This window comes from Pseudofrankia coriaricola (assembly GCF_001854805.1).
Lineage (GTDB): Bacteria > Actinomycetota > Actinomycetes > Frankiales > Frankiaceae > Pseudofrankia.
Window position 1 is genome coordinate 40,370 of the sequence record NZ_MBLO01000102.1, and the last position, 14,581, is coordinate 54,950.

10 protein-coding genes are annotated in these 14,581 nt (G+C 75.6%); 3 read left to right on the forward strand and 7 right to left on the reverse strand.

Annotated features, from left to right (window positions below):
* Positions 1 to 205: 205 nt before the first annotated feature.
* Both BCD48_RS15895 and BCD48_RS15900 read right to left on the reverse strand, forming a co-directional pair.
* Positions 206 to 679: a MaoC/PaaZ C-terminal domain-containing protein gene (locus tag BCD48_RS15895; RefSeq protein ID WP_198543262.1), complete on the reverse strand. Its 474-nt coding sequence runs from the start codon at positions 677 to 679 to the stop codon at positions 206 to 208.
* Positions 676 to 1,143 (reverse strand): FAS1-like dehydratase domain-containing protein, encoded by a 468-nt coding sequence (locus BCD48_RS15900; RefSeq protein ID WP_071049181.1) that lies wholly within the window; start codon positions 1,141 to 1,143, stop codon positions 676 to 678. Before BCD48_RS15900 ends, BCD48_RS15895 begins: the two co-directional genes overlap by 4 nt.
* A gap of 419 nt (positions 1,144 to 1,562) precedes the next feature.
* On the opposite strand from BCD48_RS15900, the gene BCD48_RS15910 reads away from it, so the two are divergent.
* On the forward strand, positions 1,563 to 2,711 hold the full coding sequence (locus tag BCD48_RS15910; protein WP_071049183.1) for a hypothetical protein: 1,149 nt from the start codon (positions 1,563 to 1,565) through the stop codon (positions 2,709 to 2,711).
* A gap of 1,003 nt (positions 2,712 to 3,714) precedes the next feature.
* Here BCD48_RS15910 and BCD48_RS52920 read toward each other — a convergent pair.
* The 3 genes from BCD48_RS52920 to BCD48_RS15925 are packed head-to-tail and all read right to left on the reverse strand — an operon-like array spanning position 3,715 to position 11,766.
* Positions 3,715 to 8,964, reverse strand: coding sequence for a hypothetical protein (locus tag BCD48_RS52920; RefSeq protein ID WP_071049184.1), 5,250 nt, complete (start codon positions 8,962 to 8,964; stop codon positions 3,715 to 3,717).
* Complete coding sequence (locus tag BCD48_RS15920) at positions 8,957 to 9,895, reverse strand: hypothetical protein (protein WP_083418706.1); 939 nt, start codon at positions 9,893 to 9,895, stop codon at positions 8,957 to 8,959. The genes BCD48_RS52920 and BCD48_RS15920 overlap by 8 nt, the downstream gene beginning before the upstream one ends.
* Entirely contained in the window at positions 9,892 to 11,766 is a 1,875-nt protein-coding gene (locus BCD48_RS15925) for an amino acid adenylation domain-containing protein (RefSeq protein ID WP_083418718.1), read from the reverse strand. The genes BCD48_RS15920 and BCD48_RS15925 overlap by 4 nt, the downstream gene beginning before the upstream one ends.
* A gap of 203 nt (positions 11,767 to 11,969) precedes the next feature.
* On the opposite strand from BCD48_RS15925, the gene BCD48_RS15930 reads away from it, so the two are divergent.
* Entirely contained in the window at positions 11,970 to 12,551 is a 582-nt protein-coding gene (locus tag BCD48_RS15930; RefSeq protein ID WP_071049185.1) for a TerD family protein, read from the forward strand.
* Positions 12,552 to 12,859: 308 nt separating this feature from the next.
* On the opposite strand, the gene BCD48_RS15935 is transcribed toward BCD48_RS15930, so the two are convergent.
* Positions 12,860 to 13,219, reverse strand: coding sequence for a type II toxin-antitoxin system RelE family toxin (locus BCD48_RS15935; protein WP_071049186.1), 360 nt, complete (start codon positions 13,217 to 13,219; stop codon positions 12,860 to 12,862).
* Positions 13,220 to 13,383: 164 nt separating this feature from the next.
* Entirely contained in the window at positions 13,384 to 14,112 is a 729-nt protein-coding gene (locus BCD48_RS15940) for an HAD family hydrolase (protein WP_083418707.1), read from the reverse strand.
* 53 nt (positions 14,113 to 14,165) lie between these two features.
* Between BCD48_RS15940 and BCD48_RS15945 the strand changes: the two genes are divergently transcribed.
* A complete protein-coding gene (locus BCD48_RS15945) occupies positions 14,166 to 14,576 on the forward strand; it encodes a CoA-binding protein (protein WP_491677139.1) in 411 nt (136 codons plus the stop codon).
* Positions 14,577 to 14,581: the final 5 nt, after the last annotated feature.

A 14,581-nucleotide genomic window follows, 5' to 3' on the forward strand; every position in this document is an offset into this window, starting at 1 on the left:
CGGAGCCGATCTGGGAGGTCCGGGACGCTCCGCGCCCGACGGGCTGGTTACGGGCCGGGGTGTGTGGCGGTGGCTCAGGTGGTTCGGGGCCGGTCGGGTGGGTGCGTTGACAGCAGCGCCGATGCGCGGTCACTAGCCGCGGACGGGATCTCCGGGAGGCTGGCGTGCGCTGGTCTCCCGGAGATCCCGTGGCAGCGGGACCGGATCAGTGCGGGACGACGAAGGTGGCCTGGCCTTTGATGTGGGTGCCGCCGGTCTGGCGGGTGACGAGCAGGTCCAGGTCGACGAGGCGCTGGCCGGCCTCCTCGCGCAACCCGGTCACGGTGGCGCGGTAGGTGAGCACGTCGCCCGGCCAGGCCTGCTCGCGGAACTGGACGCCGTACCGGCGAAGGTTCGCCGCGCCGAAGCAGTCCGTCACGTAGGTGCCCAGCACGCCGGCCTGCAGCATCCCGACGGCGAACACGGTCGGGAACCCGGCCGCCTGTGCGAACTCCTCGTCGTGGTGGATGGGGTTCATGTCGCCGGACGCGCCCTGGTAGCGGACGAAGTCCGTGCGGGTGAGCGGCTGGTCGATGAGCGGCGCGGGGCCGAGGCCCACCGCCAGGTCCTCCCAGGCCGGTCTCGGGCCGAGCACCGGAGCGCTGGCCTCACCGGTGCCGAGGTCGACGGTCGTGGTCATCGGACGTCGTCCTTCCCGCCGTCGGCCGCGCTGGCCGCCTTCGGCGCCTGACTCGTGACGATCACAGTGTTCTTCGCCTCGGCGACCAGGCGGCCATCGGGCGTGCGGAACTCGTTGACGACCTCGATGAACCGCATCGTGCCGCCACGGCGGCCCTCCTTGACATAGTCGGCGGCGATCTTGGCCCGGCCGACCAGCCGGATACCCGCGCGCGGCGGTTCGCCGTGGAAGACGAACTCCTGGCCGCCGTGCAGCACGCGCCCCAGGTCGATCTCCTCGTACCCTTCGACGTCGTCCCATGGCACACCGGCGCCGTCGGACCAGAACGCGGAGGTCATCAGGAAGGTGGCCGGCGAGACCGGCCGCTCGGCCGTCAGGTAGTCGGGGTTGCGCGACTTGGTCGCCCTGGCGAACTCGCGGATCTTGCCGAGTTCGACCTCCATCGTGTAGCCCGGTGCGGGCATGGGGCTCCTTCCCTCGCGACGCGGCTCCGGGCCGCCGGGTCGCGACGGACGCGGGCGGGCACGCGCGGCGATGCGCTGGGCCGACGGAGGTGGGCGAGCCTCGTGCCTCCGGGGGTCACCAGATCCTGTCCCGATCGATCGATATCGGGTCTTGCAAGGCTGCCACGGACTTGCCCCGGATGCACCTAGATCGCCCGCGGGGCGAGAACTCTCGTGCTCCGGCCCTGCTCGCGATCTCTGTCTCCGAGTGCCGGACACGCCGGCGCGTCGGCCGGCAGGCGCCCCGTGCCCGGCTGTCGGCCGCGGCGGACGGTCGCCGTCTGGGCGGTCGCCATCCGGTTCGTCATCATGTGGACGGTCGTCACGGAAACGAGCAAACCGTCCACGGATATCTGCTCTCAGCCCTAGGCTCGGCGGAGATGGAGCAACGTGCGGCGGAGGAGCGGCAACGCGGCGAGAGTCTCAGCCGGCGCGGCAATGCCGAGGGAAGCCGCGCCCCCGACGCCTACGCGCGGCGGGCGCCGCGCCCTGAGGAGCCGCCCCCGTCGGCGCCGGCCGGGCGGCACCGATCTCCGTGGGGCCGGTCGGGGCGGATCCTGCCGATCCGGTGGGGCCGGATCGCGGCCGGCTCCGTCGTCGCCCTCGCGGTGGTCGGCGTCCTCATTGGCTACGCGCTGCTCAGCGGCAGCGGTCCGAAGATGGCCGGTACCTCGAGCGGTGGCTCGGCGCCTGCCAGCCGGCCGACGGATGACACCAACCGTGTCACGGTCGCCGGCCCTTCGCCGACGGGCGCTGGGGCGGGGCCGAACAGCGTGAGCGCCAGCCCCGCGCCGGGCACGGTCCTCGGGCTGCTGCCCACCGGGCCCCCGGTCCCGCCGCCACCCACGGCCTCGCGCCCGGCGTCGACGCTTGTCGCCACCCCCGCCGGGCCCCGGAGCACCGGTCCCGTGCTCACCCTGGGGCGGACGTCCGTCAGCCTCGGACAGGTCGACTCCACCGACACCGTCGACCTCACCAACACGGGTACCGAGGCCTTCACGATCCGGACCGGCGGCGCGCCGTCCTACCTGGACGCGACACCGCGTGCGACCCGCCTCGACCCGGGCTACCGCACCCAGCTGGTCATCAGCCTGGACCGTTCGGCCGCGCCGGTCGGCCAGCTCGACATCCCGATCACCGTCGCCCCGGTCTCGGGGACCGGCGGCGGGACGATCCACGTGACGGCCGTCGTCACCGCCGGGCCGAGGATTCTTTCCGCCGCCGCGCCGTCGTCGCTGCGCGCCCAGGCCTGTGTCACCGACCAGGCCCCGGCGACCGGCACCCTGACCGTCGAGGTCCAGGACCCGGTCGGCATGTCCGGCGGCACCGTCGCGACAACCGCCCCGAACGGCGCCACCGCGACGGTCGCCCTCCAGCTCGGCTCCACCACCGACGACAGGTCCACCTGGACCGCCCAGCTGGGCCCCTCCGCGACCGCCGGCACCCTCGCCTACACGGTGACCGTCAAGGACCTCAACAACCGCGTGGCCACCAAGCAGGGCTCCCTGACCGTCGCCGAGTGCTCCTAGCGCCGCGCCCGGTGCCGCCCGCCAACGTTCGCCCGCCAGTACACGACTGATAGATCATCGCCACCGTGTCGTCGTAGTCGTGGGTCGGGCCAGATCGCGACGGTGACAACACGGCCGCGGCGATCATGAATGATCGTGGATGGGGTAGACCCTTGCTGCCGCGGCGCTGGCACCGCACGCTCCCGGCACGGCACGTTCCCAGCATCGCGGGATCCGGGCACCGTACGCCGCTCGTTGCCCGGGCGTCGCGCGGGTGGCGGGTGCGTAACCGCGGGCGGCCTCGCGACAGCGTGCCAGCGCCTGTGACGTTCAAGAAGCGTATTCGTTACCCGGAACGGCGCGATGGGGCGGCGGAATGCACCTGGGCATCGACTTCGGGTGCCGAACGGTGACCGGTCCCAAGCGTGACGTCAAAGCGGAGCCGACGGCGTTCGGATTCCGCTCCCAACCTGAGGCGCGCTGTTGTGTACCCTTCCGCCCGAGAGTTAAACCGGCACTCGCGTTGTAATGCTGAACTTGCGCCACGCCCAAGAGTGACCGCGACCCGACGTCACTGAAGGTGGTGAGCCAAGAAGTTGTGAACGCAACTTCGCCAACGCCGTCGGCGGCTACAAACAAGTGGAACGACGCCGCGGTCAAGCGACGAGAAACGGGAGAGGCCGACGTCGCCGCCCAGCGGCGATGAAAAGGCTGCGCGCCACGTCATCGTGAGGCGACAACGAGCCGAAGGGGGCCGGAGCCTCGTCTGCGCCGGGACTCCGGGGGCAGCCCCGGAACGACATTGCGGGCTGCGGACTGTCGGCCGAAAGGGCCGGCGAGTAGGGCAAGTTTGCGTACCGCCCGGCTCGGGGGGTACCGGGCGGTACTTTTTCGATAGTGGCATCTACCGGTGGGTTGCACAAGACACCAACTCAACAAATCCATGTTGGCGTCTGGACGCGAGCGTTGATCGGGCCTGTATCCAGACCACGCCGGGCCAACCGTGGAAGTCCACTCGACGTGGTCAGGCGGGGCGGCGGTAGACACGGGTCGCGGTGAGGACGCCGGTGGCGGCATCCGGGCGGCCGCCGGCGGCCGGCAGGCCGCGGCGCAGATGTTCCTCGACGCGGAGGTATTTCAGCCCGGCGCGCAGGTCGGCATCGTTCCGTAGCCTGATCACCAGCGGGAAGGCGGCCAGGGCGGCCGTGTCGAACAGGCCGGTGGTGTAGACGAGCTGGACACCGAGCCGGTCGGCGACGGCAAGCTGCAGGTCGAGCAGGTAGCCGGCGGAGGCGCGGCCGATCGGGTTGTCGAGGAACAGCACGCCGGCGTGCGGGGTGCGCAGCTGGCCCCTGTCGTTGGCGCGCAGCGCCGCCATCGTGCAGTAAAGGATGATGGCCGCGGTGAGCTGCTGGCCGCCGGAGAACACGTCGCCAAGCTCGGACACCCGGACCCGCTCGGTGCGCAGCACCGCGTCCGGCTTGAGCACCTCGACCCGCACGCCGCGCGGGAGGGCGGCGCGCACCCCGCGCAGGAGCAGCGCCATCCCGTCCAGCCGTGCCATCGGCGCCCGGCCGCCACCGGCGGCGGCGCCTGCGCCGGCCGCCTGGCCTCCCGGCACCGCCGCCGCGGGCCCACCTTGCCCGGCCGCCGCGGGCCGGCCCTGCGCGGCCGCGGCGTCGACGACGTCGCCGAGCGCGTCGGCGAGCGTCGCCGCCTCGGGATCCGCGAACGAGATCCGCAGAAACTCCTGGCCGGACCAGTCGCCGAGCTGGTCGGGCAGCCGGGACAGCCGCTGCGCGGCGCGCAGCGTGCCGAGCGCGGCACGGACCATGCCCTCCAGCCGGGCCACGATCGCCGCCCGGTTGCGGCCGATGTGCGCGAGGTCGTCGTCGAGGCTGCGCAGCCGGGGTGCCAGCGCGTCGGCCCAGGCGACGGCGTTCGCCGCGACCGCCTCGCGCCCGGCGCGGACCATCTGGCGGCGGGCGGGCGCCCGGACGCCCTCGAACCGATCCTGCCCGGCCCAGGCGGCGACGGCGTCCGCCGCGGCGCGCACGGCGGCGGCGGCCGTCGCGAGCCGCGCGGTCGCCGCCCGCCAGCTGTCGCGGGCCGACCGCGCCGCGGAACGGGCCTCCTCGGGACCACCTCCGAACGTGGCGGCCCCGGCCGGCCCGCCGGCGCCCGTACCACCGGCCGCCGCGCCGCCCGCGGTCGCGACGTCGTCGCCGGGGTTCTCGCCAGACCGGCGAATCCGAGCTGGCTGATCCGCCGGGAGGTCCGCCGGCCGGTCCGGGGCGTTCGCGGTGTCGGCGATCGCCTCGGTGAGCGTGTCGGCGACGGCGCGGAACGCGGCGAGCGTGCCGTCGTGCTGACTGGCGAGCACCCCGAGCCGCTCACGCCCCGCCCTGGCGCGCCCGAGCTCCGTCTCGGCGGCGCGGACGGCGGCGAACGCCCGTCCCAGCAGTTCCTCGGCGTGCCGTGCGTCGGCGGGCACCTGGTCGCCGGTCAGCGGGCCAGCGCGTCGGCGACGCGCCTCCTCACTGGTGGCGCGGACCTCCTCGCGCAGGCCGCCGACCCGCTCCCGCATCTCGTCCAGCTCGGCGGTCAGTGCCTCGGCGCGCCGCCCGGCCGTGGCGGCGGCCGCGGCGCGCGAGGCCGCGTCGGCGCCGTCGGGCCCGTCCAGCAGCTCGCGCGCGGCCCGCCGGACCTCGGGCGTGAGCGCATCCAGAGCGGCCCGGGCCGCGGCCTCCTCCCGGCGGGCCAGCTCCAGCGCGGCGGTCAGGTCGGCGCCGACGGCGACCTGCTGGTACGTCCGGGTCGCCGCCTCGTAGCGGGCCCGCAGCACCGCCACCGCGACCCGCGGCGCCTCGTCACCTCCGCCTGCGCCCGGCACGCCACCATGGCCTTGACCGCCGCCGGCTCCCGGGCCGCTCCCGGTCTCGGAGGCACTGTCGACCTCCGCGCCCGCGCCGATGACCTCGGCGGCCTCGGCTCGGGCCGCGTCCGCGGTGCGGCGGGCGCCGTCCGCCTCGCGGCGCGCCTCGGCGCCGGCGCGGCGGGCGGTGGTGGCGGCGGCGCGGTGCGCCTCGGCCGCCGCGGCCAGCCGCGCGGCGGTCGCGGCCAGCTCGTCCGCGTGGGCGAGGTCCTCGACCGGGCTGCCGATCGCGCGGGCCAGCCGGTCGAGCTCGCCGGCCCTGGCCACGGCGCGCTGCTCGGCCGCGCGCAGCGACTCGACGGCGGCGAACGCCCCGTCCGCCGCGGCCCGGGCCTCCTCGGCCCGCGCCGTCGTCCCGGCGAGCGCGCTCGCGGCGTCGGCCGCGGCGTCCCGGGCGGCGGCGAGCTTCGCGGCCAGCGCCGCGACCCGGCCCGGTGGGCAGGTGCGCCGCCAGCCCATGAGCGCGGCCGTCAATGCCCTGTCCGCCTCGACCCTCGCGGAGAGCTCGGCCGTGAGCCGGGCCCGGTCGTCCTGGCGCCGCTGGGTCGCGGACCGCTCTGTGGCGGCCGCGTCCGTGTCGTACAGTGCCGGGTTCGGCGGCACGACGAACACCAGCCCGTCAGACGCCGGTCCGTCGCTGGCGCGGCTCACGCGCTCCGCGCCCTCGGCGGGGCCGGCCACGTCGTCAGGGCCGGCCGCGGTACCAAGACCAGCCGCGGTGCCAAGGCCGGCCGCGCCGCGGGCGGCGGCCGCGCCGCGGGGAGCGGCGAACGCGGCCGGCGTGGCGACGGTGACGGCCGCGTTGGGGAGAAGGCGGGCGGCGAGGAGGACCTCGCGGGCGCGCGCGAGCGTGGCGCCCGCGCCGTCCGGGTCCCGCGCGGTGACGACTACCCCGTCGGCGACGTCGGGACGCCCGCGCCACACGGCCTCGCGGTCGGCGACGGGCACCGCGCGCGCCAGGTACGCCCAGCCGGGCTCGGCCGCGATCCCGGCCCCGGTCAGCGCCGCGCACACCGCGAGCACCTCGGGCCGGGCCGGGCGAAGGTCGTCGTCGCCGAGCGCGGCGAGCACCCGACGGTCCGCGTCGGACTCGACGGTCAGCTCCAGCCTGCGCCGCTCGCCCGCCGCCACGGCGGCCCGCAGCGCCGCGAGGGCCTCCTCGGCCACCCTGTCCAGTCCCGCCGCGGCGGCGGGGGCCGCCGCCGCGAGGCCGAGCAGGGCGGCGATCCTGCCGTCGGCGGTGACGGCCGCGGCGTCGTCGTCGGCAGCCGCGACCTGGTCGGTGAGCGCCGCGGCCCTCGCCTGGGCGGCGTCGCCGGCCCGCTCGGCCCGCCGGCTCGCCTCGGCCGTCGCGGTGCGCTCCCGGTCCAGCCGGCCGACCTCCGCGAGCGCCTCCTGGATCGCCGTTGCCGCGGCGCGAGCCGCGTCGGCCGCGTCCGCCGCGGCCTCGCCCAACGATGCGTGGCCGATGGCCGTGTCCCCGGACACGCCGAGCGACCACGGTCGGTCCGGCAGAGACGAAGCGTGGTCGGCTGTCGTGTCTGGAGGGTCGCCCACCGACCACGATCCGGCGCCGGCGCCGCTGCCGCTGCCTGCGCTGTCGACGTCGGCAGCGGTCCTGGCGGTGCCGGGGAGCAGGCCGCCGGCGGCCGCGGCGGCCAGCGCGGTCGCGGCCGCCTCGACCCGGTCCCGGGCCGCGCGTTCGCCGGCGCGGGCGGTGGCGGCCTCGTCGAGGGCGCGGCGCTCGGCCTCGGCCGCCGTCTCGGCATCCTGGTCCTGCCCGGTCGCGCGCCGCTCGGCCTCGTCGGCGGCGGCGCGGGCGCGAGCCGCGGCCGCCAGCAGCCCGGCGACCAGCGCGCGGGCGGCGGCGTCCCGGTCGGCCAGCGCCGGCGCGGCGGTGTCACGGGCCTCGGTGACCAGCGTTGTCAGCCGGGCCGCCTCGGCGCTCGCCGCCGCGAGCCGCAGCGTGTCCGCGCTCGCCCGCCAGCCCTCGACCACCGTCGCCGTCGCCTTCGCCGCGGTGACCAGCTCGTCGCGGGCCGCCTGAGCGTCGGCGAGGCGCAGCTCGGCGAGCCGGCGGCGCAGCGCGGCCACCAGGTCGCCGGCGTGCGCCCGGCCCCCTTCGGCGGTGGCCTCCGCGTCGCCGGCCGCCGCGAGCTGGGCCGTGAGCCCCGCGCGGTCGGCCTCACCGGCCCGCAGCCGTCCGTCCACTCCCGCGGCGAGCCGGGCGATCTCGACGCGGGCGGCGTCCAGCCCCACCTGGGCCACGTCCCGGTCGCGCAGGGTGTCGACGAGGACGGACAGCCGGTCCAGCGCGCCCGCGACGAAGTCGCGCTCGGCGGCGAGCGCCGCCCGCTCGGCGAGCTTGGCCGCGTAGCCGTCGACGACCTCGGCCACGCCGGCGGGGTCCTCCGGTGGTGTCACCGCGCGCAGCAGGAAGTCGACGAACCCCTCGTCGGTGGTGAACGCGAACGCCTCCGCCGCCTCACCCTCGCCGGCGTTCATGGCGCGCTGGTAGCGGAACAGCTCCGGGTCGAGGCCAAGGGCGTCCAGGTGCTCCAGCCAGGCGCCCTGATGAGTCTCCCAGGTCAGGTCGAGCGCCGGGTCGGCGGCGTGCGCGTGGGTCATCGCCTCGCGGAACCCGGCGAGCGTCACCAGCCGGCCGTCGCGGCGTAGTGGGAGGGTCGTGAGGTCTGTGCCACCAGGGCCGCCGGACGGGCGGAACGAATACCAGGCGTCGGCGAGCCGGCCGCCGTCGGCCGGGCCACGCCCGCGCCACTCGCTCACCTTGCCGGTCACGACCCGCTCGCCGGTCACCGCGTGCTGCCACTCGCAGATCACCTGGCCGCAGTCCCTGGGCAGCACGAAGTTGTCCAGCACCCGTCCGTTGGACGTGCCGACGACGTGCCGGCGCCCCGGCAGCACGACGGAGAAGATCAGCTTCATCAGCACGCTCTTGCCGCCGCCGTTCTCCAGGAACAGCACGGTGGCCGGCGACGCCCGCCGCCGCACCGGCGGCTCCCCGCCCAGCTGCCACCCGGCCGGCGCCGCGTCAGCCGACGGGCCGCTACCTGGTGCGCCGGCCGTCAGACCCGTGGTGGCGGCGGAGCTGGCCCCCGCACCGGTCTCCGTGCCGGCGTCCGGGCCCGTGCCTCCCGGATCACCGGCACCGCCTGCCGCTGGCGGCGGCGCCGGCTGGGCGGAGACGAGGTCGAACATCGAGTCCTGACGCGGCCCCGCCACCGGCCCGCCGACGCCGGAGAAGTCGAGCAGCACGTCGCCGAAGCGGGCACCCCGAGGCCCGATCGAGTGCAACCGCACCCGTGCCAGCTCATACATCGGCGCGCCCCTCGGCCGGGGTTCCCGCCGGATCCGCGGAGGTCGCGGGCGCGCCGGCGTCGAGGAGGTCGGGAGCGGACGGGACGACACGCAGGCCGCCGTCGGGGGTGGCGACGGTGACGACGCCGAGCGCGAGCAGCTCCTCCATCGCCGCGTCGGCGGCCAGCTCGCGGACCTGCACCTGGTAGCGCGGGGTGGTGCGGAACGTGCCGCCGCCCTCCTCGCCGACCTGGACCAGACAGCCCGACTCGACGAGGAACCCCATGGCCCGGGCGATGATCCCGGTCGTCGACCCGGAGAGCCTGCGCGAGTCCCTGGTCGTCCCGGTCGCCGGCCTGCGGGCGTAGAGCCGCCAGGCCGCCTCCAGTCGTGGTTCATCCTCCGGCGGCGGGTCGCCGGGGCCGGGGACGGCGGAGCCGCTGGCCCCGGCCTCGAGCAGCCGGGCGGCCTCCCGGACGAACGCGTCCACCCCGTCGACGCTGACCCGCCCGACATAGGAGTCGTCGGTGAGGTCGGCCGGGCGGGGAAACGCGAGCGCGGCGATCGCGAGCTGCGCCAGCGCGTGCAGCATCCGGTCGGCGGCGCGGTGCTCGCCGCCGGCGCGCCGGGCGTAGTCGCTGATCCGCACGGTGAAGGCCGAATCCGCGGTGCCGCCGGCGACCAGCCCCGCCCGGTCGGAGACATCCAGGACGACGATGCCCAGCCCGTCCGCGACCGCGTGCGTCAGCGCCGCGAAGCCGGGCTCGTGCACGTAGCGGCGGACCAGTTCGCGGTAGCGCGCGTCCCGCGCCGGCACCAGCCGGGGCCGCAGCCCGAACGCCACCAGCTCCGCCGCGTCCCGCGCCACCGCCTCGACCGGCGGGCCTCCGCCCCGCCAGGACGGTGTGGCCGTGCCGGCGTCATCCTCGGCCGCCTCGACGGGCAGGTTCACCGCGCACCCACCAGGTCGGTCGTGGTGGGGGTGGGCGCGGCCCGTCCGCCCTCGCCGGTCCTGGTCTCCGGCTCGGTGCCGGCGTCGGTAGCCCTGGTCCCAGCGGATTCGGTCCCGGTGGCCTTGGTCTCGGCAACGTCGGACTCGGCGGCTTCGGTCTCAGCGGCCTCGGCCTCGGCCTCGGTTGGGCCGGGGCGGTCGGTGACCGTGACGCGGCCGACGAGCAGGTCGGCGCCGGCGAACTCGGGGTCGTCCAGCGGCGTGCCGTCGTCGACCGCGAGCAGCGGCCGCTCGCCGGCCGCCGCCTCGGCGCCGTCAGCCGGACCCGGGTGGCTGGCCGTGGCGTCGCCGACGCGTCCGGGTTTCCCGCCGAGCCGGTGTGGCTGGCCAGGCAGGTCCGCGACCGCGGCGAGCCGTGGGCTCACGGCGTGCAGCGTGAGCAGGGCGAGCAGCTGGGCCACCTCGAGGGCGACGGCCTCGCTGCCCGCCCGGGCCCTGGCCTCGGCGAGCAGGCCGGACAGCCGCCGCGGCGCGTCCGGGTCGATCTCGTCGAGCAGCTCGAGCGCGAGCCCCCACGCGTCGTCGCCGAACCGGGGCGGCTCCTCCCAGGCGACCAGCTCGGCCTCCGGGACCGGCGCGCCCAGGGTGTCGCGCTCGGCCGGCGGGCGCAGCAACGCGTCGACCAGGTCGGCCAGGCGCGGCGCGCGCGGCGGACGGACCCCGGCGGCACCGGGGAAGAAGGCCGCGGCCACCTGGCTCGCCTCGCTGAGCGGGCGGGCGAGCGTCGGCGCGAGCAGCTGGGTGTACAGGTCGACACCGGTCCCGCCGCCAGCCGCCGGAGCCGCGAACTGCTGGCGGTCCTGCTCCGCCCGGAACACCGCGAACGCCTCCTGCAGGCGGGCCTGCAGCTGGGTGTGCCGGCGCACGCAGTCCGCGACGATGGTGACGAGGTCGGCCGCGGCCCGCTTGTGCGCCGGGTCCTCGGCCGAGTCGCGGTAGCGGCGGATGTGGGTGAGGATCGCGTTCTCGTGCCGGTACCGGGCCTCGACGTGGCCGAGCGCCTCGTCGACCAGCGCCGGCAGCGTGTGCAGCCAGTCGACGGACAGCACGTCGCGCCGGGTGCCTTCCAGGCTCCGGCGCAGCTGCTCGGCGTACTGCACGGTCCGGTAGCGGGCCGCCTCGGCGGCCGTGCGCGCGTCGGAGAGCCGGCCACGGCGGATCAGGTTGTCCAGCGTCACCTCGGCGGCGACCTGGGCGGACGTGACGTCGGTGTCCAGCGCCCCGACGAGCACGGTGACGGCCTCGTCCGTGGCGCGCAGGTAGATCTCGCCGGCAGGGTCGGCGAGCTCGACGAGCAGCTTGAAGTCGAACCTGCGCCGCTCGTAGCGGCCGTCCGGGTGGTACGTGCCGTAGACCGTGTCGAAGCCGCGGTCGACGCTGCCCACGTTGATCAGGTTGTCGAGCACCCAGCGGGCGGCCCGCTCGTGCTCGGCCGCGGGCCGCCGCGGTGCCTGCGCGGCGGCGAGCGGGGTGAGGCGGCGAAGCACCTGGTCGTGGCTGGCGCCCCGGTCGAAGTCCATCGCGACCGTCACCAGGTCGATGGCGTGCAGCGCCAGCTCCGCCATCGCGTAGACGGCGAAGTCGGCGCCGTCGAGCAGGCGCTTGCGCGCGTCCAGGTCATGCAGCGGCGCCGTCAGCGCCAGCGCCTTCAACCGGCGGGCCATCCCGTCGTCGGCCGCGCCCGGCGCCGTGCCCCGGGCGACCGCCGAGCCGTCCCGGCCGCCGGCCGGCCCGGCCGCGCCGAGGACGCGGGCCGCGCCGCCGGGATAGGGCGGTGCGTCCGGGGGCTCGGTCGGGATCGGCGGGCACATCGGACGAAGGTTACCGGCGACGCGGCCGAGGCCGGCCGGCCACGAGCGCCAGCCGCCGCGCTGAGTCATCGAATCGACACGGAGGTGGAGGAAGCAGGGCTCACCGGCACGGTCAACGGGGGCGTGGCAACGGGTGTCCGGCGTCTGCCAGCGGACAAGATTCAGTCTTCCGATTTGTATGGGCAGTACTAGGCTTTGTGGCCATGGCCTCCGTGTCCCTGTCAAAGGGTGGAAACGTCTCCCTCAGCAAGGCCGCCCCGAACCTGACCACGGTCACCGTCGGTCTCGGCTGGCAGGTCCGGCAGACCTCCGGCGCGCCGTACGACCTCGATGCGTCCGCGATCGTCGTGGACGACCGGGGCCGTGTGCTGTCCGACAGCTACTTCATCTTCTTCAACAACCTGACGAGCCCGGACGGCAGCGTGCAGCACCTGGGCGACAACCTCGTCGGCGGTGGCGGTGGCGACGACGAGCAGATCATGGTCGACCTGCGCGGGCTCACCGCGCAGGCGGCGAAGGTCGTGTTCGCGGTCTCGATCTACGACGCGGAGGTGCGGCGGCAGACGTTCGGCCAGGTCCGCGACGCGTTCATCCGCGTGGCCGACGCGAACACGGGCATCGAGATCGCCCGCTACGACCTCACCGAGGACGCGTCGACGGAGACCGCGATGCTGTTCGGCGAGCTTTACCGGTACGGCGGCGAGTGGAAGTTCCGCGCCGTCGGCCAGGGCTACGCCACCGGCCTGCGCGGCATCGCCGTCGACTTCGGCGTCAACGTCGTCTAAGGCGGTCCGGTGCCGGACGCTCCGCGCCCGGCACCGGGCGCCGCCTTCGGGCGCTGAGCGCCCTCGCACCTGGTTCCGGGTCCAAGGCATATGACGGTGGCCGACCTAGTTCCGGACTGACGACGTGGCTGCGTTGGCACTGCGCTGATGCGCCGTCGTCTTCTGTGGCCGGGTTGAGTGCCTCGCCCACCAGAACAACCTCACGCCAACACGGTTGACGCTGAATCGATGGATTGTCCCAGGGCTGTCCGCCGGGCGAGCGTTCGTGGCTGTCGCGCGGCCATGGCAGAAGGTGCTTGAGGGACGACTTAGCGGAAGCGGTCGACGAAGGGGATGCGGGGGCCCGGGTCGGCGAGGCGGCGGACGACGCGGGGGCGGTGGCCGACGACCATGACGCGGATGGTGCGGGTGTTCGCGTCGACGCGGTAGAGGACCCGCCACGAGTGCTCGGACGCCTCGAGCATCGTCGCCGACGGCGTCGCACCCTCCCGTCCGGCGGACCGGGTCTCGTTCGCGTCCTGCGCGCCGAGGGGCTTGCCGGCCTTGTACGGCTCCTTCAGGAGCGGGCCGTTGAGGAACCGCTTCACGTCGACCGCGATGAGCTCCGGCAGCCGCTCAAGGTCCCGCTCGGCCGATGGCGCCAGAACCAGCCGGTACTTCTCGCTCACCGGTCACCCGCCCGGGGCGCCAGGAGCGGGCAGGCGGCACCAGTGGATGGCTTCGACACCAGCCGATCATAGGTGGAATCGGCTCACCGAATGGGGCATTGACGTCGGTCCGCGGCCGCGTCGGAACACGGCCGCCCGTGGCCCGTGCGCCCGCACCGGGCGGTTCAGGCGGGCGCGTAGGCGGTTCGGACCGTCTCCAGGGTGAGGTCACCGATGTGGCCCAGCCGGGCGGCGGCCAGGGCGACCGCCTCCGAGGACGGCGGGAAGTGCGGGTTCGGCACGACGATCACCCGCATTCCCGCCGCCACGGCGGCGCGCACCCCGTTCGTCGAGTCCTCTACCGCGACACAGTGCGCCGCCGGGACGCCGAGCCGTCGCGCGGCTTCCAGATAGACGTCCGGCGCCGGCTTGCCCCGGCCAGCCTCTTCCGACGAGACGAACGTCCGGAACTCGCCGTCGAGACCCGCCGAGCGCAGCACCAGCTCGATGACCGGGCGGGGCGACGAGGAGGCGACCGCGAGCGGCAACCCGGCCGCCGCCAGCGCCCGGACCGCGCCCACCGCGCCGTCGATCAGCGGCGGCGCGTCGCCGTAGCGTTCGCCGAGCCGGCGCAGCACCTCGTCGACCGCATCGTCCGCCGTCATCCCGATGCCGAGGCTCACCAGGTAGGCGGCCCACTCGGGCGTCGACATGCCCATCATGACCCGGGTGCTGTCCGGCGCCCACCGCCCGCCGCGCTCGGCGACCAGCTCCCGCCGAACCGCGTCCCACACCTGCTCGGAGTCGATCAGGACCCCGTCCATGTCGAAAACCACCGCCCGCGGCCCACCGCCGTCGGCCGTCCCAGGCGTTCCCGTCGCGCCGCCGTCCGCCGCCTGCCGCTCCGCCGTCATGCCCCCATCGTCGCGCGGGGATGACCGGGGCGCGGATGGTGGTTGCGATCGGTGTGCGGTACGGAGATGACGAGACGGTCCGGGCCCTCCTGGTCGAGACGGAGACCTGGGCGGTGGTCGGGCTGTCGGACAACAGGGCACGGACGGCCTACCAGATCGCCCACTACCTGCGCGAGCACGGCAAGCGGGTGATCCCGGTGCACCCGTCGAAGGCGGAGTTCGAGGGCGAGCCGGGCTATGCCCAGGTGACCGACATCCCGTTCAAGGTCGACGTCGTGGACGTGTTCGTCCGCTCGGAGCTCGCGGGCCCGGTGGTCGACGACGCGATCGCCGCCGGCGCGGGCGCGCTGTGGCTGCAGCTCGGCGTGCGTGACGAGGCGGCCGCGGCGCGCGCCGAGGAGGCCGGCCTGCGGGTCGTGATGGACACCTGCCCCAAGATCGAGGCCCCTTTGGCCGGCTGGTAGGCGGC

What these genes read in the sequence shown, in the direction of transcription:
- BCD48_RS15895 (WP_198543262.1), bottom strand. Translation starts at nt 679, where the DNA reads ATGACCACGACCGTCGACCTCGGCACCGGTGAGGCCAGCGCTCCGGTG.
- BCD48_RS15900 (WP_071049181.1), bottom strand. Translation starts at nt 1,143, where the DNA reads ATGCCCGCACCGGGCTACACGATGGAGGTCGAACTCGGCAAGATCCGC.
- BCD48_RS15910 (WP_071049183.1), top strand. Translation starts at nt 1,563, where the DNA reads ATGGAGCAACGTGCGGCGGAGGAGCGGCAACGCGGCGAGAGTCTCAGC.
- BCD48_RS52920 (WP_071049184.1), bottom strand. Translation starts at nt 8,964, where the DNA reads ATGTATGAGCTGGCACGGGTGCGGTTGCACTCGATCGGGCCTCGGGGT.
- BCD48_RS15925 (WP_083418718.1), bottom strand. Translation starts at nt 11,766, where the DNA reads ATGTGCCCGCCGATCCCGACCGAGCCCCCGGACGCACCGCCCTATCCC.
- BCD48_RS15930 (WP_071049185.1), top strand. Translation starts at nt 11,970, where the DNA reads ATGGCCTCCGTGTCCCTGTCAAAGGGTGGAAACGTCTCCCTCAGCAAG.
- BCD48_RS15940 (WP_083418707.1), bottom strand. Translation starts at nt 14,112, where the DNA reads ATGACGGCGGAGCGGCAGGCGGCGGACGGCGGCGCGACGGGAACGCCT.